General features: G+C 67.9%; 16 protein-coding genes and 1 tRNA gene. 9 read left to right on the top strand and 8 right to left on the bottom strand.

Annotated features, from left to right (window positions below):
* The first annotated feature begins 44 nt into the window (after positions 1–44).
* Positions 45–584 (top strand): DUF2946 family protein, encoded by a 540-nt coding sequence (locus AC3A6X_RS26870; RefSeq protein WP_487845075.1) that lies wholly within the window; start codon positions 45–47, stop codon positions 582–584.
* Between the two features lie 69 nt (positions 585–653).
* On the opposite strand, the gene AC3A6X_RS26865 is transcribed toward AC3A6X_RS26870, so the two are convergent.
* The 4 genes from AC3A6X_RS26865 to AC3A6X_RS26850 all read right to left on the bottom strand — a co-directional run bounded on the left by AC3A6X_RS26865 (position 654) and on the right by AC3A6X_RS26850 (position 7,238).
* Entirely contained in the window at positions 654–1,274 is a 621-nt protein-coding gene (locus tag AC3A6X_RS26865; protein WP_487845022.1) for a c-type cytochrome, read from the bottom strand.
* Between the two features lie 94 nt (positions 1,275–1,368).
* Positions 1,369–2,790, bottom strand: coding sequence for an efflux transporter outer membrane subunit (locus AC3A6X_RS26860; RefSeq protein ID WP_487845021.1), 1,422 nt, complete (start codon positions 2,788–2,790; stop codon positions 1,369–1,371).
* The gene (locus AC3A6X_RS26855; RefSeq protein ID WP_487845020.1) at positions 2,783–5,947 is read right to left on the bottom strand and encodes an efflux RND transporter permease subunit; all 3,165 of its coding nucleotides are present in this window, start codon (positions 5,945–5,947) and stop codon (positions 2,783–2,785) included. Before AC3A6X_RS26855 ends, AC3A6X_RS26860 begins: the two co-directional genes overlap by 8 nt.
* Before the next feature lie 13 nt (positions 5,948–5,960).
* Positions 5,961–7,238, bottom strand: coding sequence for an efflux RND transporter periplasmic adaptor subunit (locus AC3A6X_RS26850; protein WP_487845019.1), 1,278 nt, complete (start codon positions 7,236–7,238; stop codon positions 5,961–5,963).
* Between the two features lie 171 nt (positions 7,239–7,409).
* Here AC3A6X_RS26850 and AC3A6X_RS26845 point away from each other — a divergent pair, with 171 nt between their 5' ends.
* Positions 7,410–8,069, top strand: a complete 660-nt coding sequence (locus tag AC3A6X_RS26845; RefSeq protein WP_487845018.1) for a TetR family transcriptional regulator — start codon at positions 7,410–7,412, stop codon at positions 8,067–8,069.
* Between the two features lie 43 nt (positions 8,070–8,112).
* Positions 8,113–8,187 (top strand) — tRNA-Arg (locus AC3A6X_RS26840).
* 399 nt (positions 8,188–8,586) lie between these two features.
* Here AC3A6X_RS26840 and AC3A6X_RS26835 read toward each other — a convergent pair.
* From AC3A6X_RS26835 to AC3A6X_RS26825, 3 genes are all read right to left on the bottom strand, one after another.
* Positions 8,587–8,856: a hypothetical protein gene (locus tag AC3A6X_RS26835; protein ID WP_487845017.1), complete on the bottom strand. Its 270-nt coding sequence runs from the start codon at positions 8,854–8,856 to the stop codon at positions 8,587–8,589.
* Positions 8,857–9,138: 282 nt separating this feature from the next.
* The gene (locus AC3A6X_RS26830) at positions 9,139–10,074 is read right to left on the bottom strand and encodes an aldose 1-epimerase (RefSeq protein WP_487845016.1); all 936 of its coding nucleotides are present in this window, start codon (positions 10,072–10,074) and stop codon (positions 9,139–9,141) included.
* Between the two features lie 4 nt (positions 10,075–10,078).
* On the bottom strand, positions 10,079–10,999 hold the full coding sequence (locus tag AC3A6X_RS26825) for an SMP-30/gluconolactonase/LRE family protein (RefSeq protein WP_487845015.1): 921 nt from the start codon (positions 10,997–10,999) through the stop codon (positions 10,079–10,081).
* A 118-nt stretch (positions 11,000–11,117) separates the two neighbouring features.
* Here AC3A6X_RS26825 and AC3A6X_RS26820 point away from each other — a divergent pair, with 118 nt between their 5' ends.
* Positions 11,118–11,936: an SDR family NAD(P)-dependent oxidoreductase gene (locus AC3A6X_RS26820; protein ID WP_487845014.1), complete on the top strand. Its 819-nt coding sequence runs from the start codon at positions 11,118–11,120 to the stop codon at positions 11,934–11,936.
* A gap of 6 nt (positions 11,937–11,942) precedes the next feature.
* Here the strand turns inward: AC3A6X_RS26820 and AC3A6X_RS26815 are convergent, their stop codons facing one another.
* Positions 11,943–12,905 carry a LysR family transcriptional regulator gene (locus AC3A6X_RS26815; RefSeq protein ID WP_487845013.1) on the bottom strand — a complete coding sequence of 321 codons (963 nt, stop codon included), beginning with the start codon at positions 12,903–12,905 and terminating at the stop codon, positions 11,943–11,945.
* A 117-nt stretch (positions 12,906–13,022) separates the two neighbouring features.
* On the opposite strand from AC3A6X_RS26815, the gene AC3A6X_RS26810 reads away from it, so the two are divergent.
* From AC3A6X_RS26810 to mmsB, 5 genes are all read left to right on the top strand, one after another.
* Positions 13,023–14,477: an aldehyde dehydrogenase family protein gene (locus AC3A6X_RS26810; protein WP_487845012.1), complete on the top strand. Its 1,455-nt coding sequence runs from the start codon at positions 13,023–13,025 to the stop codon at positions 14,475–14,477.
* A gap of 103 nt (positions 14,478–14,580) precedes the next feature.
* A complete protein-coding gene (locus AC3A6X_RS26805; protein ID WP_106556451.1) occupies positions 14,581–15,546 on the top strand; it encodes an ABC transporter substrate-binding protein in 966 nt (321 codons plus the stop codon).
* Positions 15,547–15,608: 62 nt separating this feature from the next.
* Positions 15,609–16,688: a multiple monosaccharide ABC transporter substrate-binding protein gene (gene chvE, locus AC3A6X_RS26800; protein WP_487845011.1), complete on the top strand. Its 1,080-nt coding sequence runs from the start codon at positions 15,609–15,611 to the stop codon at positions 16,686–16,688.
* A gap of 115 nt (positions 16,689–16,803) precedes the next feature.
* On the top strand, positions 16,804–18,327 hold the full coding sequence (mmsA, locus tag AC3A6X_RS26795; RefSeq protein ID WP_106556468.1) for a multiple monosaccharide ABC transporter ATP-binding protein: 1,524 nt from the start codon (positions 16,804–16,806) through the stop codon (positions 18,325–18,327).
* On the top strand, positions 18,317–19,534 hold the full coding sequence (mmsB, locus tag AC3A6X_RS26790) for a multiple monosaccharide ABC transporter permease (protein ID WP_487845010.1): 1,218 nt from the start codon (positions 18,317–18,319) through the stop codon (positions 19,532–19,534). The genes mmsA and mmsB overlap by 11 nt, the downstream gene beginning before the upstream one ends.
* The last annotated feature ends 1 nt before the right edge of the window (position 19,535 follow it).

The following is a 19,535-nucleotide window of genomic DNA, read 5'->3' as shown; positions in this document are numbered from 1 at the left end:
TCGTCCGATGGCGCGGCGGCATGATCCGCGCCAGAATCCGCGGCATGGACGACATCGTCAAACAAGCGCTCGCCAAGTGGCCCAACGTGCCGCACTGCTACGGCTGGCTGGGCCTCGACGCGCGCGGCAACTGGTACCTGCGCGACGACCGCACGCAGGCCACGGGGCCTTTTCCCGCCGCCAAGGGCTCGCGGCTCGAGCACGAGAAGCTGATCGACTTCATCCAGCGCAACTACGAGCACGACGAGCAGGGCCAGTGGTTCTTCCAGAACGGGCCGCAGCGCGTCTACGTGGAGCTGGAAGCCGCGCCCTGGGTGTGGCGGATCGGCGAGGACTTCTCGGTGCGCTCGCATGCCGGCGACCCGGTCGAGCCCTCGACCTGCCTGGTCGACGAGCAGGGCCGGCTCTATTTGGTCGCGCCGCCTGGCCTGGGCCTGGTGCACACGCAGGACGTGGGTTACGCGGCCGAGGCCATCGAGCAGGGGCGCTGGGTGCCGCAGAGCGTGCGCGCGGAGGAACTGCCCGCGCGCTTCGGCCATGTCATGAGCCCGGCTGCGGGCCGACCCGTCCAGGCCGCGCATTGAAGAAAAGCGCAGGCCCATGAAAAAAGAGCCCGCATGCGGGCTCTTTTGTCGTGGGGGCCGAAGCCCCGATTACGGCTTGGCAGGTGCAGAGGCCGGCGCCGCTGCCGCTTCCGAGGCTGCAGCCTCCGGAGCGCCTGCGGTCGCCGGACGGTCCGGCACCGGGAACTTGGCGCCGCCGGCATTGGCCAGGTAGACCACCGCACGGCCGATCTCGACGTCTTCGAAGTCGCCACCGCCCTGGGGCGGCATCGCGCCCTTGCCCTTGAGCGCATGCTCCAGCAGCGCGGTGTAGCCCTGGCCGATGCGCGGGCCCCAGGCCGCGGCGTCGTTGAGGTGCGGAGCGCCCGGGATGCCCGGGGCGCCGTGGCAGGCCACGCACTGGGCCTTGAACACCGCCTCGCCGGCGGCCAGCGGCCGGTTGGCGTCGCGGATCTCGATCGAACCGACCTTCTTGAGGCGCTCGGCGATCTCGCGGTCGCGTGCTTCCTTCGACACGCCGTAGAGCGCCATGCCGGTGCCCTGGGCCTCGCCCGACGGATGATTGGCGGAAGTCACGTACGAGACCAGACCAACGATGATCAGGATCGGCGCGATGAAGGAGAAGAAGACCGCCAGCAGCAGTTGTTTGGGGTTCTTGATCGGGCCGATGTGGGCGTCTTCTGTGGCCTGGTGGTGCGCGTCGTCGCTCATTGGGTCCTCAGTGTGGGGCTCGTCGGGGGCTTTTCTAATCAACCGGCGATTATAGAGAGGCGCCCGAAAGCGCCCCGCGACGGTCCTCGGCCCCTCAGCGCGTGGCCCACCCGCCGCCCAGCGTCTTGTACAGCACCACCTGGTTCTGCAGCTGCGCGAGCTGGATTTGCACCGCAGCCTGCTGCGCGCTGTAGAGCGAGCGCTGGGAGTCGAGCACGTCCAGCGCGCTGGCGATGCCGTTGCGGTAGCGCAGGTCCGAGAGCCTGAAGCGCACCGCCTCGGCCTCCGACTGCGCGCGCAGGGCGCGCAGCTGCTCGCCCAGGGTGGCGCGGCCGGCGAGCGCGTCGGCGACCTCGCGGAAGGCGGTCTGGATCGATTTCTCGTACTGCGCCACCGCGATCTCGCGGCCGGCCTTGGCCGAATCGAGCCCGGCCCGGTTGCGGCCGGCGTCGAAGATCGGCACCGTCAGCTGCGGCGCGAAGGCCCAGGCCTTGGTGCCGCTCTCGAACAGGTTCGAGAACTCGCTGCTGGCCGTGCCGATCGAGGTGGTCAGCGTCACGCGCGGGAAGAAGGCCGCGCGCGCCGCGCCGATGTTGGCATTGGCCGCGATCAGCTGCTGCTCGGCGGCGCGGATGTCCGGCCGCTCGCCCAGCAGGTCGGAGGGCAGGCCGGCAGGCAGCTCCGCCATCGGCGCGACCGCATCCAGGCCGCGCGCGCCACCCTCGGTGGCCTCCGGCGGCACCGGCGCGCCGAGCAGCAGGGCCAGCGCGTTCTCGTCCTGCATGCGCAGGCGGCGCTGCTCCGCATACGAGGCGCGCGCGGTCTCGGCCAGCGAGTCGGTCAGGCGCAGGTCGATCTCCGAGACCACGCCGCTGTCGAAGCGCATGCGGGTGAGCTTCTGCGACTCTTCGCGGGTGGCCAGCGTCTGGCGCGTGAGCGCCAGCAGCTCGTCGTCGGCGATGAGCGTGAGCCAGCCGCTGGCCACGGCGCTGATCAGGCTGATCTGCGCGGCCTTGCGCGATTCTTCGGTGGCGAGGAACTGCGCCAGCGCCTGTTCCTTGAGGCTGGCGACGCGGCCGAAGAAGTCGAGCTCCCAGGCCGTGATGCCGAGGTTGACCGCGTAGCTCGAGGTCACGCTGCCGCCCAGGCCCAGCGACTGCAGCGCATTCGGGCTGGAGCGCGAGCCGCTGGCCGAAAGGTCGAGCGCCGGGAACTGCGCCGCGCGCTGGATCTGGAACTGCGCGCGCGCCTGCTCGATGTTGAGCACGGCCACCCGCAGGTCCCGGTTGTTGGCGAGCGCGGTCTCGATCAGCTTGGCCAGCCGCGGATCGGTGAAGTAGTCCTGCCAGGCCAGCGTCGAGGCCGGCGAGGGGCTCGTGGCCGCGGGCTGTGCGCCCGGATAGCTGGCCGGCACCGGCGCTGCGGGGCGCTCGTAGGTGGGGATGAGCGAGCAGCCGGCCAGGACCAGGGCGGCTGCACCGGCCAATGCGGTGGAAACGAAGTTCTTCTTAATCATGGGCGGGGCTTTCTTCAATGCCTGCGGCCTGGGCGTGGCGCCTGTCGACCTCGTGCTGCCGGTCGCTGCCCTTGAACAGGCTGCGCACCACCACGAAGAACACCGGCACGAAGATCACGGCGAGCGCCGTGCCGGTCACCATGCCGCCGATCACGCCGGTGCCGATCGCGCGCTGGCTTGCCGAGCCCGCGCCCGAGGCCAGCACCAGCGGCAGCACCCCGAGGCCGAAGGCCAGCGAGGTCATGATGATCGGCCGGAACCGCAGGTGGGCGGCGGCCAGCGCCGACTCGACCACGCCCTTGCCCTGCGCCTGCAGGTCCTTGGCGAACTCGATGATCAGGATCGCGTTCTTCGCCGACAGGCCGATGATGGTGATCAGGCCGACCTGGAAGTACACGTCGTTCGAATAGGCGCGCATCAGCGTCGCGAGCAGCACGCCCAGCACGCCCAGCGGCACCACCATGATCACCGACAGCGGGATGGTCCAGCTCTCGTACAGCGCGGCCAGGCAGAGGAACACCGCCAGGATCGAGAAGGCGTACAGGATGATGGCCTGCGCGCCCGCGAGCTTTTCCTCGCGCGACTGGCCGGTCCATTCGTAGCCGAAACCCGGGGGCAGCTGCTGGGCGAGCTTCTCCATCTCGGCCATCGCGGCGCCCGAGCTGTAGCCCGGTGCGGCCGAGCCCGAGATGCGGATCGCCGGATAGCCGTTGTAGCGCACCGTCTGTTGCGCACCCGTGACCCAGCGCGTGCTGGCGAAGGCCGACAGCGGCACCGGCTCGCCCTTGGTGTTGCTGGCGTTGAGCCGCAGCAGGTCGTCCGGCTGCATGCGTGCCGGCGCATCGGCCTGCACCACCACCCGCTGCAGGCGCCCCTGGTTCGGGAAGTCGTTCACGTAGGTCGAGCCCAGCCCCGTCGACAGCGTGCTGTTGATGGCGTCGAAGCTCACGCCCAGCGCGTTCGCCTTGTCGCGGTCGATGTCGATCTGCAGCTGCGGCGCGTCTTCCAGGCCGTCCGGGCGCACCTGCGTCAGGATCGGGCTCTTGCTGGCCGCGCCCAGGATCTGGTTGCGCGCGTTGACCAGCGCCTCGTGGCCGGCGCCGCCGCGGTCCTGCAGGCGGAAGCTGAAGCCGCTGGCGTTGCCCAGCTCGGGAATGGGCGGCGGCGACAACGGGTAGATGAAGGCATCGCGGATGCCCGACAGCGCCCCGAAGGCGCGGCCGGCCACCGCCTCGGCCGAATGGCTCGGGTCGTGCCGCTCCTTCCAGTCCTTGAGCGTCACGAAGGCGAGGCCGGCGTTCTGGCCCTGGCCCGAGAAGCTGAAGCCCAGCACCCCGACCATGCTCTCCACCTCGGGCTGCTTCAGGATGTACTTCTCGACATCCTGCATCACCGACAGCATGCGTTCCTTCGTCGCGCCCGGCGGCAACTGCACGTTCACGATGATGTAGCCCTGGTCTTCCTGCGGCAGGAAGGAGGTGGGCAGCTGCCGGTACACCAGCACCACCGCGCCGATGATGGCCACGTAGATCACCAGGTAGCGCGCCGCGCGCTTGAGGATGCGCGCCACCAGGCTCTCATAGCCCTTGGCCGTGCGCGTGAAGCCGCGATTGAACCAGCCGAAGAAGCCGCGCTTCTCGTGGTGGTGGCCGGCCTCCACCGGCTTCAGCAGCGTGGCGCACAGCGCCGGCGTGAGCGACAGCGCCATGAAGGCCGAGAAGGCGATCGAGGCCACCATCACCGCCGAGAACTGGCGGTAGATGTTGCCCGTGGAGCCCGCGAAGAAGGCCAGCGGCACGAACACCGAGATCAGCACCACCGTCACGCCGATGATGGCGCCGGAGATCTGGCGCATCGCCTTGCGCGTGGCTTCCAGGGGCGAGAGCCCCTCCTCGCTCATGATGCGCTCGACGTTCTCCACCACCACGATCGCATCGTCCACCACGATGCCGATCACCAGCACCATGCCGAACATGGTCAGCACGTTGATCGAGAAGCCCAGCGCCAGCAGGATGCCGAAGGTGCCCAAGAGCGCGATCGGCACCACCACCGTCGGGATGAGCGTGTAGCGCCAGTTCTGCAGGAACAGGTACATCACCAGGAACACCAGCGCCACCGCCTCGAACAGCGTCTTCACCACCTCGGTGATGGAGATGTTCACGAAGCGCGAGCTGTCGTAGGGGATGGTCCACTTCACGCCCTGCGGGAAGTAGCGCTCCAGCTCGGCCATCTTGGCGCGGATCGCCTTGGCCGACTGCAGCGCGTTGCCGCCGGGGGCGAGCTGCACGCCGATGCCCACCGCCTGCTCGCCGTTGAGGCGTGCCGAAGTCGAGTAGGCCTGGCCGCCGAGCTCGATGCGCGCCACGTCCTTGAGCCGCACGGAGGAGCCGTCGGTGTTGGCGCGCAGCACGATGTCGCCGAACTGCGAGGTCGTGGTGAGCTGGCCGTTGACCACCACCGTGGCCGCGATCGCCTGGCCCGGCACGTTGGGCAGGTCGCCGATGGTGCCGGAGGACACCTGTGCGTTCTGGGTGCGGATGGCCAGGTTGACCTCGGCCGCCGACAGGTTGTAGCCCTGCAGCTTGTCCGGCTCGATCCAGATGCGCATCGCACGCTCGGTGCCGAACAGCTGGGCCTGGCCGACGCCGGCCACCCGCTGCAGCTCGGGCACCACGTTGCGCGATGCGTAGTCGCCCAGCGCCGTGGTGTCGATCGACGGGTTGTCGGAGGACAGCATCGTGAACAGCAGGAAGTTGTTGCGCGACTTGTCCACGCGCACGCCCTGCTGCGTCACTGCCGCCGGCAACCGCGGCGTGGCGCGCGACAGGCGGTTCTGCACGTCCACCTGGGCGAGATCGGCGTTGGTGCCGGTCTCGAAGGTGATGGTGATGGTGCCGGTGCCGTCGGCCTGCGCCACCGATTCCATGTAGATGAGGCCGGGGGAGCCGTTCATCTCGCGCTCGATGACCGAGAGCACGCTGTCCTCCAGCGTCTGGGCCGAGGCGCCGGGGTAGGCGACGTTGACGACGATGGCCGGCGGTGCCACCGGCGGGTATTGCGCGATCGGCAGCTGCGTGATGGACACCGCGCCCACCACGATCACGAACAGTGCGATCACCCACGCGAAGATGGGCCGGTCGATGAAGAACTTTGCCATGCGGGCGCGCTCCTTACGGCTTCGCGGCCGGAGCCGAGGCGTTCGCGGGGGCAGCCGGGGCTGCGGCGGATTCGGGCGCCGGCGCCTTCCACGGCACCGCCTTCACCGCCGCGCCGGGCGGCATCATCATCAGCTTCTGGAAGCCGTCGACCATCACCTGCTCGCCGGCCTTCAGGCCTTCTGTCACCACCCACTGGTTGTTCTGGGCGGCGGTGATCTTCACCGTGCGCTTGTGCATCTTGCCTTCCGCATCGACCACGGTCAGCGTGTCACCCTGCTGGGTGCGCGTGACCGCCTGCTGCGGCACCGTGATCGCGTTGGTCGCCTGGGCCTGCTCCACCTTCACGCGAACGTAAAGGCCGGGCAGCAGCTCGCCCTTCGGGTTGGGCACCTCGGCGCGCAGCGTCACCTGGCCGGTGGTCGAGTCGACCGTGAGGTCGGAGAACAGCAGCTTGCCGGGCAGCGCGTACTCGGTGCCGCCTTCGAGCTCGATGCGCACGCTGGCCGCGTCGCCGCTGCTCGCGCGCTTGAACTGGCCGGCCTCCATCGCGCGGCGCAGCTTGAGCACCTCGTTGGCCGACTGCGTGAAGTTCACGTAGATCGGGTTGATCTGCTGGACCACGGCCAGCGCGGTGGCGTCGCCCTGGCCCACCAGTGCGCCTTCGGTCACCAGCGCGCGGCCGATGCGGCCGGAGATCGGCGCCGTGACGCTGGCGTAGCCCAGGTTGATCTTGGCCGTCTGCACCGAGGCGCGGGCCACCGCGATGTCCGCATCTGCCGTCTTCGCGGCAGCCACCGCATTCAGGTATTCCTGCTTGCTGACCGCGTTGGCTTCCACCAGCGGCTTGTAGCGCTCGGCCAGGGCCTTGGCCTGCACCGCGTTGGCCTCGGCGCGCGCCAGGCTGGCCTGCGCGCTCTGCGCGGTGGCCAGGTAGGGCGCGGGATCGATGCGGAACAGCGGCTGGCCAGCCTTCACGTCGCTGCCTTCGCGGAACAGCCGCTCCTGCAGGATGCCCGCCGCGCGGGCGCGCACCTCGGCCACGCGCGAGGCCTCGAGCCGGCCGGGCAGCTCCGTCAGCAGGCCGACGTCGGTCGGCGTCGCCACCACCACGCCCACTTCGGGCGGCGGCGGTGCCCCGCCGCCGGCACCGCCGCCCTTTGCGCCAGCGGCCGGCGCCTCGCTCTTGCCGCAAGCGGCGAGCGTCAGCACCGCGGCGGCTGCGAGGGCGGCAAAGGCGGGGCGGCGCGACATGGACAACAACGAATGACGCGAGACATGCAGGAGAGGCATGCGATTCCTTTGAAGCAGAGACGGGGAACGGCGCGTGGTCGCAGCGAGTGCCTATAGCAATACGGCGAGCCTGGCCATCAGGAGGGACCCGAGTTTACATACATTCGTGAATGTATAGTGGCAACCCTCACGACTTCGGTTGTTTTACAAGTTTCAAGTCAAAGGAGCAAAGTGGTCCGTCGTACCAAGGAAGAGGCGCTGGCGACCCGGCATCGGCTGCTCGATGCTGCGGAGGTGCTGTTCCAGTCTCAAGGTGTTTCGCAGACCACCCTGCAGCAGATTGCGCAGGAGGCCGGCGCCACGCGTGGTGCGATCTACTGGCACTTCAAGGACAAGCCGGACCTCTTCAACGCCATGATGGAGCGCGTCACGCTGCCGCTGGAGTCCGCCACCCGCGAGGCCCGCGCGGCCAACGAGGACCCGCTCGCGGCGATCGAGCAGGTAATGGTGCAGGCCCTGAGCCTGATGACCACCGACCCCCAGGTGCGGCGGGTCTTCGAGGTGGCCACCCTCAAGGTCGAGTACACGGACGAGATGGCGCCGGTGCTGCAGCGCCATCGCAGCGCGCGGAATGAATGCGTGACGGATTTTGTGCATGCGCTGCAGCATGCGGCGAGCCGTGCGGGGATCGAGCTGCCCATACCGGCGAAGACGGCGGCGTATGGGCTGCATGCGGTGATCAGCGGGTTGATCCAGGACTGGCTGCTGGAGCCCGGGGCATTTGACCTGGTGCCGGCGGGGCGGCATCTGTTCAATGTCTATCTGGCGGGGCTTGGGTTCGAGCGCAGGCCGGGGGCGGCGGGGGAGGGGAACTGCAAGGAGGCTGCGTGATCAGTGATAATGCCGGGCTTCGGCCGCTGGGTCGGAGACCCATCTCGCTGTATTTCAATGGATAGAATTCGGCCCTCCGAAGGCTGAGATCCAGGTTCGATTCCTGGCGGCGGGACCAAAATACAAGACTGGAAGCTTCCAAAAGCTCCCGGTCTTTTCTTTTTCTCCCTCTGTAAACCCTTGCTTGGTGACCACGGATTCGCCGGGAAGGGTGCCTTCTCCCATGCACCTCACGAACTTGTGCGAATGGTTTGAACGGGTGAACGGGTGAGTCGAATTCAAGTAGGTGTCGAGGGCTGGAACGACGCAAGGAGCGCCATGCACGACCTGTTGGCGGTCAAAACCCAATACTGACGAGGCCTGTAAGGGGAGGGTATGGTTCCTGACAGCCCACTAGGCCTCAGAACCCGTTCGCTACACAGGCGCTGCGGGTTTTTCTGCGAGGTCGGCCGCCAGGATGAATTCAAAGAACAAGGATTGACGCGGCCTCCAGCCGCGTCAACTGCTCCCGGCAAGCCTAGAGCTCGGCATGCATCGTGTCCACCGAACCGACGCCCGGCAGGACTGCGTGTTCGCTCCCTGCGAAGGCAGTGGCATGGCCGCGTCGACGTGACTGGACGCCTTCTGCCTCCAGCATCGTTGACCACCCCTCGGCTTCGCTGTCGCCCGTCGAGAACAGCAACGTCCCCCATGCAAGCGCAAAGCAAGCGACCAGCACAGGCCAGCCAAACGCAAGGACCAATGCCCCCATCGCAAGGGGGCCGACAAGGAAGGCGACAAGCCGCATACGCATCTCCAAATCGTTTGTCATCGGACAGGCCCGCCTCGTTCGTACGAGTGATGGGTCTTGCCTGGGATCGAATGTAGGCATGCGCGCAAGCGAATACATGAGCGTTGTGCCCCTATGTGATGAGGACACAAGGCCCGCTTTCATTCGACGTCAGGCATGACGAAACGACTACCCATGTACCAATTGCCGACGCGAGCGGCCTTGTCCCGCCTTGCCTTCGAGTCCGGCCTTCCAAGGTCTTCGGTCTTTGCCGTTTCCCCCGGGTGACCGGGCTTAATGTCAACGCCCCAGCCCGCTCCCAAGCCCCTCGAAGCGCCACTGCATCCGCATCCGCAGCACCTCCCCCTCCGCCAGCAGCCGCAGCCCCGGCCTCCCCTCCAGGTGAAACGCATCGATGGGCTGCGTGATCGGCTCGAAACAAAAGGCCGGGCCGTCGAGCGGCCGATACATCAGACAGTAGTGGCGCTCCGCGCCGCCATCCTCCTCGAAGTCCGGCATCGTCAAGCTCAGCTGCAGCCCATGCTCCGGCCACTCGATGCGCGCGTGCCCGCCCCACCCGGTGTACGCGTTGTCGACGAAGCTACCGAAGGCCGGCGCCCCGCGTCCCAGGTCCCAATCCTCGGGGATCTGCCCGGTGTGCCGCGTCGGCAGCGGGTCATCGCCGCACAACCAGACCCCTTGCACCGGCGCGACGATGCGCGTGCCCGCCGTGCGCAGAAACCACGGATGCACGCCCAGCCCGTAGGGCAGCGGCGTCGAACCCAGATGCTGCACTTCAAGCGTCTGCTCGAGCCCGTCGTCGACCAGGCGAAACCGCTGCACCGCGCGGTACTCGTACGGATTGCCGTCGAAGCGCTGCGACTGCAGCGTCATCGTCGCGGTGTCGTCGGCCAGGCTGTCCAACTGCCAGGCCTGCAACCAGCCGTCGCCGTGGATCGGATACGGCTCGCCCGCACGGTTCGGCCGCATCGGATGAAACTCGCCCGCCTCCGCGAAGCCCCCGCCGCTGATCCGGTTGGACCACGGCACCATGGGAAAGGAAGCCATGCGGTAAAGGTCGGCCGTCACGCCGTCCCAGGGCCGCCAAAGGTCCAGCAGGCCCTCGGCGCGCTCGAGCTGCCAGGCGGCCACGCTACCGCCGAGCGAGGGCACGAGGCCCAGGCGCTGGCGACCGTGCCGCAGCCAGACGGTGGGGTGCAGAGCGTCCGTGGCCATGCTGTCAGCCGGCAAAACGAAAGGCCGGCAGCCCCGGGCTGTCGACCTCGATCGCGAACAGCCCACCCGCCAGCGGCTCGGCCGCACATTGCGCCTCGTCCAGCCCCACCTTGGCCGAGCTGATGTACAGCGTGCGCAGGTCGGGCCCGCCGAAGGCGCAGTTGGTGACCTGGCTCACCGGCAACTCGATGCGCGCAAGCTCGTCGCCGCTCAGCGGATGGTGGCAGCTCACGCAGCTGCCGGCCCAATGGGCGATCCAGAGGCGGCCCGCTGCGTCGGTGGTCATGCCGTCCGGCAGGCCGTCGCCGCGGGCGAAGCGCAGCCAGAGCCGGCGGTGGGCGAGGGTGCCGCGCTCCGGGTCGACGTCGTAGGCGAGGATGGCGCCCTTGTCGGTGTTGTTGAAGTACATCGTGCGGCCATCGAGCGACCACGTCGGTCCGTTGGTCACCGCGAAGCCGCTGTCGTGTTGCGTGCATTGGCCGTCGGGGTCGTAGCGGTACAGCGCGCCGCTCGGGGCCACGCAGTCGAAGTCCATGGTGCCGCCCCAGAAGCGGCCGCGCGCATCGCACTTGCCGTCGTTGAAGCGGTTGCTGAGCAGCTCCGGCTCGGGCCGGTGCAGCCATTGCGGCCCCGCGTCGGCCGCCGCCGGATCGAAGAAGGCAAAACCGCGCCGCAGCGTGACGATCAGGCCGGGCGCGTTCTCGCGTTCGGCCAGCGCCGAGATCTCCTCGTCGAAGCGCCATTCGTCCTGCTTGCCGCTCGACGGGTCGAGTCGAAACAGGCGCTTCTCCAGGATGTCGGCCCAGTAGAGCCGCTGCTCGCGCACCGACCACATCAGCCCTTCGCCAAGGCTCGCGCCCGCGGGCTGGATGCAGCGCAGCGCGCCTTCGAAGCGCGGCGCGGGAAATGTCGAGGAAGCATTCATGCGTTGTCTCCGATCCAAGGCTGGCGGGTCACTCCGGACCCTTGACGCGCTGCATCGTAGCAAGGCATATTGATAAACGAAAGCGTGCAAATCCATATATATCGATACGCAATTTGCAATGTCAGATAACCAGGAGACCTTCTTGACCGCCACCGCCCAACGCGCCGACGCGCCTGCTTTTTCCACCTACCCCAGCCTGCGCGACAAGACCGTCTTCGTGACCGGCGGCGGCAGCGGCATCGGCGCCGCGATCGTCGCCGCCTTCGCCGAGCAGGGCGCGCGGGTCGCCTTCGTTGACATCGCAGAGGAGGCCAGCGCCGCGCTCGCGCGGCAGATCGCCGAGGCGGGCCACCGCGTCCCCTGGTGGCGAACCTGCGACGTGCGCGACATCGCCGCTCTGCAGACCGCCATCGCCGACGCCGCTCGCGAGCTTGGCGACTTCGCCGTGCTGGTCAACAACGTCGCGAGCGACGACCGCCACACGCTCGAATCGGTCACGCCCGACTACTACGACGAGCGCATGGCGATCAACGAGCGCCCGGCCTTCTTCGCCATCCAGTCCGTGGTGCCCGGCATGAAGCGCCTGGGTGGCGGCTCCGTCGTCAACCTCGGCTCGACCGGCTGGCAGGGCAAGGGCGGCGGCTATCCCTGCTATGCCATCGCCAAGTCCTCGGTCAACGGCCTCACGCGCGGTTTGGCCGTGGGGCTGGGGCGCGACCGCATCCGCATCAACACCGTGTCGCCGGGCTGGGTCATGACCGAGCGCCAGGTCCGCCTGTGGCTCGACGCCGAGGGCGAGCAGGCCCTCGCGCGCAACCAGTGCCTGCCCGACCGCCTGCAGCCCCACGACATCGCCCGCATGGTGCTCTTCCTGGCCTCCGACGACGCGGCCATGTGCACAGCGCAGGAATTCAAGGTCGACGCGGGCTGGGTCTGAGGCAGCTCAGGCGTCGACCTCCAGCCGCCGTCCATAGACCGTCAGGCTGGCGGCCTTCAGCGCCCGCATCATCACCTTCGCCGCCGGTGACAGCAGCCGGTCCGTGTGGGTGATGATGCCGAAGGCGTCCATGTGGCAGGGCACGGCCACCGGCAGTACGGCGCCCAGGCCGTGCGCAGCGTAGTAGCGCGCCACGTCGGTCGCCAGCACCGCGAGCATGTCCGACTGCTGCAGCATGCGGGTGATGAAGAGCAGGGCCGAGGTCTCGATCACGTTGATCGGCGGCGCCAGCCCTTCCTCCCGGAACATCAGCTCGAAGCGGTGCCGCAGCACGCTGCCCGACGGCGGCACGATCCAGCCCGCGCCCACCAGGTCGCGCAGCGTCAGCCCGGTCATCGCCAGCAGCGGATGCCCTGGCCGCACCAGGGCCGACACGGGCTCCTCGGTCAGCGGCTCGTAGTGCAGCTTGGCCTTGTCGTGCTCGGCGGACAGCCGCGCCACGAGGATGTCGAGCTTGCCCTGCTCGAAGCGCTCCATCAGCACCGCGCTGGTCTCGATCTCCAGCGCCACGCGCAGGTTGGGCTGGTCGCGCTTGACGATCGCGATGGCCGGCGGCATCAGCGTCAGCCCCGGCGCGGTGATGGTGCCCACGCTCACCTGGCCGAAGCGCCCGGCCTTCAGCGCCATGAGCTCGTCGTGCGCCTCGTTGAGGCTGGCCAGCGCCATGCGCGCGTGGCGGATCATGCTCTCGCCGTACCAGGTGGGGCGCATGCCGCGCGGCAGGCGCTCGAAGAGGGGGACCTCCAGCACGTCCTCCAAGTCCTTGAGCAGCTTGGAGGCGGCCGGCTGCGTCATGTTCAGCACCTGCGCGGCGCGGTGGATGTTGCCTTCCTCCGCCAGCGCGACCAGCAGCAACAGCTGCCGCGTCTTGAGGCGAGCACGGATGAACCAGTGCGTGTAGTTCGTCATGGGGTTTTCCTGAATCCTGTTTCCGGTATCGATTCGATCCAAATCTTCATTGGAAAGATATCAGTGCGATTCCTACACTCCGCCGCACCTTCCGCCACAAATCCAGGAGTCCCAACGTTGAAGCGCAGTCCCGAGGTCCAGCTCAGCGCGCGCCATTACATCAATGGCCGCTGGGAGACGGGCGTGACCAGCGGGCAAAGCATCAACCCCTCGGACCTGCGCGAAACGGTGGCCGAGTACGCGCGCGCCGACCGCAGCCAGACCGAGCAGGCCGTGCGCGCCGCTGCCGACGCCTTCCGCGCCTGGAGCATGACCACGCCGCAGCGACGCGCCGACGCGCTCGACCAGATCGGTAGCGAGATCCTGGCGCGCAAGGACGAGCTGGGCCTGCTGCTGGCACGCGAGGAGGGCAAGACCCTGCCCGAGGCCGTCGCCGAGGCCGCGCGTGCCGGACAGATCTTCAAGTTCTTCGCCGGCGAGGCGCTGCGCGTGGGCGGCGAGAGCGTCGCCTCGCTGCGCCCGGGCGTGCACGTGGACATCACGCGCGAACCCGTGGGCGTGGCGGGCCTGATCACGCCCTGGAACTTCCCGCTCGCCATTCCCGCCTGGAAGATCGCGCCGGCGCTGGCTTGCGGCAACGCGGTGGTGTTCAAGCCTTCCGAGCTGGTGCCGGCCTGCGGCTGGGCGCTGGCCGAGATCATCGGCCGCGCCGCGCTGCCGGCGGGCACCTTCAACCTCGTGATGGGCAGCGGGCGCGAGGTCGGCCAGGCGCTGATCGAGCATCCGCTGGTCGATGCGCTGAGCTTCACCGGCTCGGCGGCGACCGGCGAGCGCGTGCTGCAGGCCGCGGCCGCGCGCCGCGCCAAGGTGCAGCTCGAGATGGGCGGCAAGAACCCCCTGGTGGTGCTGGCCGATGCCGACCTGGAGCTGGCCGTCGACTGCGCGGTGCAGGGCGCCTTCTTCTCCACCGGCCAGCGCTGCACGGCATCGAGCCGCCTCATCGTCGAGGCGCCCGTGCACGACGCCTTCGTCGCGCGGCTCAAGCAGCGCATGGCCGCGCTGAAGGTCGGCCATGCGCTCGAGCCCGGCGTGGACATCGGCCCGGTGGCCGACCGCGCGCAGCTCGAAGACAACATGGCCGCCATCGCAACCGCGCGCGAGGAGGGCGCCGAGCACGTGTACGGCGGCGACCTGCTGCAGCGCCCGAGCGAGGGCCATTACATGAGCCCGGCGCTGTTCCTTGCCCAGCCCAGCCACCGCATCGCCCGCGAGGAGATCTTCGGCCCGGTGGCCTGCGTGCTGCGCGCCGACGATGCCGAGCACGCGCTGGCGCTGGCCAACGACACGCCCTTCGGCCTGTGCGCCGGCATCTGCACCAACTCGCTGCGCCATGCGATGCACTTCCGCCGCCATGCGCGCGTGGGCATGACGATGGTCAACCTGCCCACCGCCGGCATCGACTACCACGTGCCCTTCGGCGGGCGCAAGGCCTCGAGCTACGGCGCGCGCGAGCAGGGCCGCCATGCGGCCGAGTTCTACACCACGGTGAAGACCGGCTACATGCGGGCATAGAAGTTCCAGGAGGGAAGCGCTGCCGCCAACAGCAAGAGCCGAAGTCTGCAGCCATCCCAGTGCGTTTCGATGTTTTCAACCATACCAACCAGGAGACAACAGCATGAAACTGAACCGCCGCACATTGACCACCGCCATCGCCGCCGCCTCGCTGGCCGCGCTTCTGCCGGCCACCGCGCTGGCGCAGAAGAAGATCGTCCTCGGCTTCAGCCAGGTCGGCGCCGAGAGCGAATGGCGCACCGCCAACACCGAGTCGATCAAGTCGGCCGCCAAGGAGGCCGGCATCGAGCTCAAGTTCTCCGACGCGCAGCAGAAGCAGGAGAACCAGATCAAGGCCATCCGCTCCTTCATCGCGCAGAAGGTGGACGTGATCGCCTTCTCGCCGGTGGTCGAGTCGGGCTGGGAGACGGTGCTGCGCGAAGCCAAGGCCGCCAAGATCCCGGTGGTGCTGACCGACCGCTCCGTGAACACCAAGGACGATTCGCTCTACGTCAGCTTCATGGGCTCCGACTTCGTCGAGGAAGGCCGCAAGGCCGGGCGCTGGCTGGTCGAGAAGATGAAGGACCAGAAGGGCGAGGTCAACATCGTCGAGCTGCAGGGCACGGTGGGCTCGGCGCCCGCGATCGACCGCAAGAAGGGCTTCGAGGAAATCATCAAGGCCGACCCCAAGTTCAAGATCATCCGCTCGCAGACCGGCGACTTCACCCGCGCCAAGGGCAAGGAGGTGATGGAGGCCTTCCTCAAGGCCGACGGCAAGAAGATCAATGTGCTCTACGCGCACAACGACGACATGGCGATCGGCGCCATCCAGGCGATCGAGGAGGCCGGGCTGAAGCCGGCGAAGGACATCACCATCATCTCCATCGACGCCGTGAAGGGCGCGTTCGAAGCCATGATCGCCGGCAAGCTGAATGTCTCGGTCGAGTGCAGCCCGCTGCTGGGGCCGCAGCTGATGTCGGCCGTCAAGGACATCAAGGCCGGCAAGCCGCTGCCGAAGCGCATCGTGACGGAGGAAACCATCTTCCCGATGGAAGTCGCCGCAAAAGAATTCCCCAAGCGCAAGTACTGAAATGCGGCTAAGGCGCGCGGCCCTGCTGCGCGCCCGCCGAACAACTCCAGGAGACCCAGCCCATGAAACGCAATTTCCTCAAATCCACCCTTGCCATCGCGGCCTTCGCCATCGCCGGCACGGCCGGCTTCTCCTCGCTCGCCCAGGCCCAGGACAAGGGCCCGATCGCGATCTCGATGCCCACCAAGTCCTCGGCCCGCTGGATCGCCGACGGTTCGAACATGGTCAAGTACTTCAAGGAGAAGGGCTACAAGACCGACCTGCAGTACGCCGACGACGACATCCCCAACCAGCTCGCGCAGATCGAGAACATGGTGACCAAGGGCTCGAAGGTGCTGGTGATCGCGGCCATCGACGGCACCACGCTGTCCGACGTGCTGCAGAAGGCTGCCGACAAGGGCGTGAAGGTCATCGCCTACGACCGGCTCATCAAGGGCTCGAAGAACGTCGACTACTACGCCACCTTCGACAACTTCCAGGTCGGCGTGCTGCAGGCCCAGTCCATCGAGAAGGCGCTGGACCTGAAGTCCGGCAAGGGCCCCTTCAACATCGAGCTCTTCGGCGGCTCGCCGGACGACAACAACGCCTTCTTCTTCTACAACGGCGCGATGTCGGTGCTCGACCCGTACATCAAGAGCGGCAAGCTGGTGGTGCGCAGCAAGCAGATGGGCATGGACAAGGTCGGCACGCTGCGCTGGGACGGCGCGGTGGCGCAGTCACGCATGGACAACCTGCTGTCGGCCTACTACAGCAAGGACCGTGTCGACGCGGTGCTCTCGCCCTACGACGGCCTGTCGATCGGCATCCTGTCCTCGCTCAAGGGCGTGGGCTACGGCTCGCCGCAGCAGCCGATGCCGATCGTGTCGGGGCAGGACGCGGAAGTGCCCTCGGTCAAGTCGATCCTGCGCAAGGAGCAGACCTCGACCGTGTTCAAGGACACGCGCGAACTGGCGAAGGTCACGGTCGCCATGGTCGACGCCATGCTGGCCGGCAAGACGCCCGAGGTGAACGACACCAAGACCTACAACAACGGCGTGAAGGTGGTGCCCTCGTACCTGCTGAAGCCGGTGAGTGTCGATGCCTCGAACTGGAAGCCGGTGCTGGTCGACAGCGGCTACTACAAGGAAAGCCAGATCAAGTGAGTGTGCCTGTGAGCGTGTGGCACGGCGAGCGGGCACGCCCGCTCGCCGGTGCGAAGGAGGCCCATTGAGCGACCCGAGCGACCCGAGCGATGCGAATGACGCCGTGCTTCTGGAGATGCGCGGCATCACCAAGACCTTCCCCGGCGTGAACGCGCTGGACAACGTCAACCTCGCCGTGCGCGCGGCGCAGATCCACGCCGTGGTGGGCGAGAACGGGGCCGGCAAGTCCACGCTGATGAAGGTGCTCAGCGGCGTCTACCCCTGCGACTCCTACGCCGGCGAGATCCACTTCGACGGCGAGCTGCGGCGCTTCCGCGGCATCGCCGACAGCGAGGCCCTGGGCATCATCATCATCCACCAGGAGCTGGCGCTGGTGCCGCTCTTGTCCATCGCCGAGAACATCTTCCTCGGCAACGAGACGGCGCAGCGCGGCATCATCGACTGGAGCGAGTCCTGGCGCCGCACGCGTGAGCTGCTCGCCAAGGTGGGCCTGAAGGAGTTGCCGACCACGCTGATCACCGACCTGGGCGTTGGCAAGCAGCAGCTGGTCGAGATCGCCAAGGCGCTGTCCAAGCGCGTGCGCCTGCTGATCCTGGACGAGCCCACCGCCAGCCTCAACGAGAGCGACAGCGACGCGCTGCTGGCGCTGCTGCTGGAGCTCAAGGCGCAGGGCATCGCCTCGATCCTGATCTCGCACAAGCTCAACGAGATCGCCAAGGTGGCCGATGCCATCACCGTGCTGCGCGACGGCAGCACGGTCGAGACCATCGACTGCCGGCGCGAGCCGATCAGCGAGGACCGCATCATCCGCGGCATGGTCGGGCGCGACATGGCGCATCGCTACCCGCAGCGCACGCCGCGCATCGGCGAGCGCGTGCTGGAGGTCAGCAACTGGCGGGTACACCACGCGCTGCACGCCGACCGCGAGCAGATCAAGGGCGTGGACCTGCACGTGTGCCGCGGGGAAATCGTCGGCATCGCGGGGCTGATGGGCGCGGGGCGCACCGAGTTCGCGATGAGCGTGTTCGGCCGCTCCTACGGGCAGCGCATCAGCGGCACGGTGCGCATGCACGGCAAGGAGGTCGACGTCGGCACCATCCGCAAGGCCATCGACCACGGCATCGCCTACGTCACCGAGGACCGCAAGGGCGCCGGCCTGGTGCTGGAGGAGGACATCCGCACCAACATCAGCCTGGCCAACCTGGAGGCGGTGTCGAATGCGATGGTGATCGACGAGGCGCGCGAGTACAAGGTGGCCAGCGACTACCGCAAGGCGCTGCGCATCCGCAGCGCCGACGTCTACCAGCAGGTGGTCAACCTGTCGGGCGGCAACCAGCAGAAGGTGGTGCTGAGCAAGTGGCTCTTCGCCAAGCCGGAGCTGCTGATCCTCGACGAGCCGACGCGCGGCATTGACGTCGGCGCCAAGTACGAGATCTACACCATCATCGACCAGCTCGCGAGCGAGGGCAAAGGCATCCTGATGATCTCCTCGGAGATGCCGGAGCTGCTGGGCATGTGCGACCGGATCTATGTGATGAACGAGGGACGCTTCGTTGCCGAATACCCGGTGGCGGAGGCCTCGCAGGAGCGCATCATGCGCGCAATCGTGAACTCGGGAGGTGGCGTCCATGGCCAGTGAATTGCAGGCGGCCGAGGCCGCGCCGGGTGTGGAGGGTGCGGCCGCGAAGGCCACCATCCACGCGGGTTTCCTGAAGAGCAACCTGCGCGAGTACGGCATGCTGATTTCGCTGGTCGCGATCATGGTGCTGTTCCAGGTGCTCACCGAGGGCACGCTGATGCAGCCGCTCAACCTCACGAACCTGGTGCTGCAGAACAGCTACATCGTGATCATGGCGCTGGGCATGCTGCTGGTGATCGTGGCCGGCCACATCGACCTGTCGGTGGGCTCGGTGTGCGGCTTCATCGGCGCGCTGGCGGCGGTGCTGATGGTGGAGTACGAGTGGCACTTCGTCCCCACCTTCCTCGCCTGCCTGATCGCGGGCGGCGCGATCGGCGCGGCGCAGGGCTGGTTCGTCGCCTACTTCCGCATCCCGTCCTTCATCGTCACGCTGGCGGGCATGCTGGTGTTCAAGGGGCTGTCGCTGGCGCTGCTGGCGGGCCAGTCGGTCGGGCCCTTCCCGGTGGCCTTCCAGCGGCTGAGCTCGGGCTTCATCCCCGAGGCGCTGGCCACCGACGGCCTGCGGCTCACTTCGCTGCTGCTGGGCGCGCTGGCGGCGGCGGCGCTGGTGTTCTTCAAGCTGCGCGGGCGGGCCCAGCTGGCGCGGCACGGGATGGAGGCGGAGCCCTTCGCCTTCTTCCTGCTGAAGAACGTCATCTTCGCGGCCATCATCCTGTTCTTCAGCTGGCTGCTGGCCTCGTACAAGGGGCTGCCCAACGTGCTGATCGTGATGGCGGTGCTGATCGTGGCCTACGACTTCGTCACCACCCGCACGACGGTCGGGCGCCGCATCTACGCGCTGGGCGGCAACGAGAAGGCGGCGCGGATGTCGGGCGTCAAGACGCAGCGCCTGGCCTTCCTCGCCTTCGTCAACATGGGCGTGCTGGCCGCGCTCGCGGGCCTGGTGTTCGCGGCGCGCCTCAACACCGCCACGCCCAAGGCAGGCTTGGGCTTCGAGCTCGACGTGATCGCGGCCTGCTTCATCGGCGGCGCCTCGGCCTCGGGCGGCGTGGGCAAGGTGATGGGCGCGGTGATCGGCGCCTTCGTGATGGGCGTGATGAACAACGGCATGTCCATCCTCGGCATCGGCATCGACTACCAGCAGGTCATCAAGGGCCTGGTGCTGCTGGCGGCGGTGTTCGTCGACGTGTACAACAAGAACAAGTGAG

This window comes from Variovorax sp. Soil_C_12 (assembly GCF_057657375.1).
This window is presented reverse-complemented; position numbering and strand designations above follow the sequence as displayed.

What these genes read in the sequence shown, in the direction of transcription:
- AC3A6X_RS26870 (WP_487845075.1), top strand. Translation starts at nt 45, where the DNA reads ATGGACGACATCGTCAAACAAGCGCTCGCCAAGTGGCCCAACGTGCCG.
- AC3A6X_RS26865 (WP_487845022.1), bottom strand. Translation starts at nt 1,274, where the DNA reads ATGAGCGACGACGCGCACCACCAGGCCACAGAAGACGCCCACATCGGC.
- AC3A6X_RS26860 (WP_487845021.1), bottom strand. Translation starts at nt 2,790, where the DNA reads ATGATTAAGAAGAACTTCGTTTCCACCGCATTGGCCGGTGCAGCCGCC.
- AC3A6X_RS26855 (WP_487845020.1), bottom strand. Translation starts at nt 5,947, where the DNA reads ATGGCAAAGTTCTTCATCGACCGGCCCATCTTCGCGTGGGTGATCGCA.
- AC3A6X_RS26850 (WP_487845019.1), bottom strand. Translation starts at nt 7,238, where the DNA reads ATGCCTCTCCTGCATGTCTCGCGTCATTCGTTGTTGTCCATGTCGCGC.
- AC3A6X_RS26835 (WP_487845017.1), bottom strand. Translation starts at nt 8,856, where the DNA reads ATGCGGCTTGTCGCCTTCCTTGTCGGCCCCCTTGCGATGGGGGCATTG.
- AC3A6X_RS26830 (WP_487845016.1), bottom strand. Translation starts at nt 10,074, where the DNA reads ATGGCCACGGACGCTCTGCACCCCACCGTCTGGCTGCGGCACGGTCGC.
- AC3A6X_RS26825 (WP_487845015.1), bottom strand. Translation starts at nt 10,999, where the DNA reads ATGAATGCTTCCTCGACATTTCCCGCGCCGCGCTTCGAAGGCGCGCTG.
- AC3A6X_RS26820 (WP_487845014.1), top strand. Translation starts at nt 11,118, where the DNA reads ATGTCAGATAACCAGGAGACCTTCTTGACCGCCACCGCCCAACGCGCC.
- AC3A6X_RS26815 (WP_487845013.1), bottom strand. Translation starts at nt 12,905, where the DNA reads ATGACGAACTACACGCACTGGTTCATCCGTGCTCGCCTCAAGACGCGG.
- AC3A6X_RS26805 (WP_106556451.1), top strand. Translation starts at nt 14,581, where the DNA reads ATGAAACTGAACCGCCGCACATTGACCACCGCCATCGCCGCCGCCTCG.
- chvE (WP_487845011.1), top strand. Translation starts at nt 15,609, where the DNA reads ATGAAACGCAATTTCCTCAAATCCACCCTTGCCATCGCGGCCTTCGCC.
- mmsA (WP_106556468.1), top strand. Translation starts at nt 16,804, where the DNA reads ATGCGCGGCATCACCAAGACCTTCCCCGGCGTGAACGCGCTGGACAAC.
- mmsB (WP_487845010.1), top strand. Translation starts at nt 18,317, where the DNA reads ATGGCCAGTGAATTGCAGGCGGCCGAGGCCGCGCCGGGTGTGGAGGGT.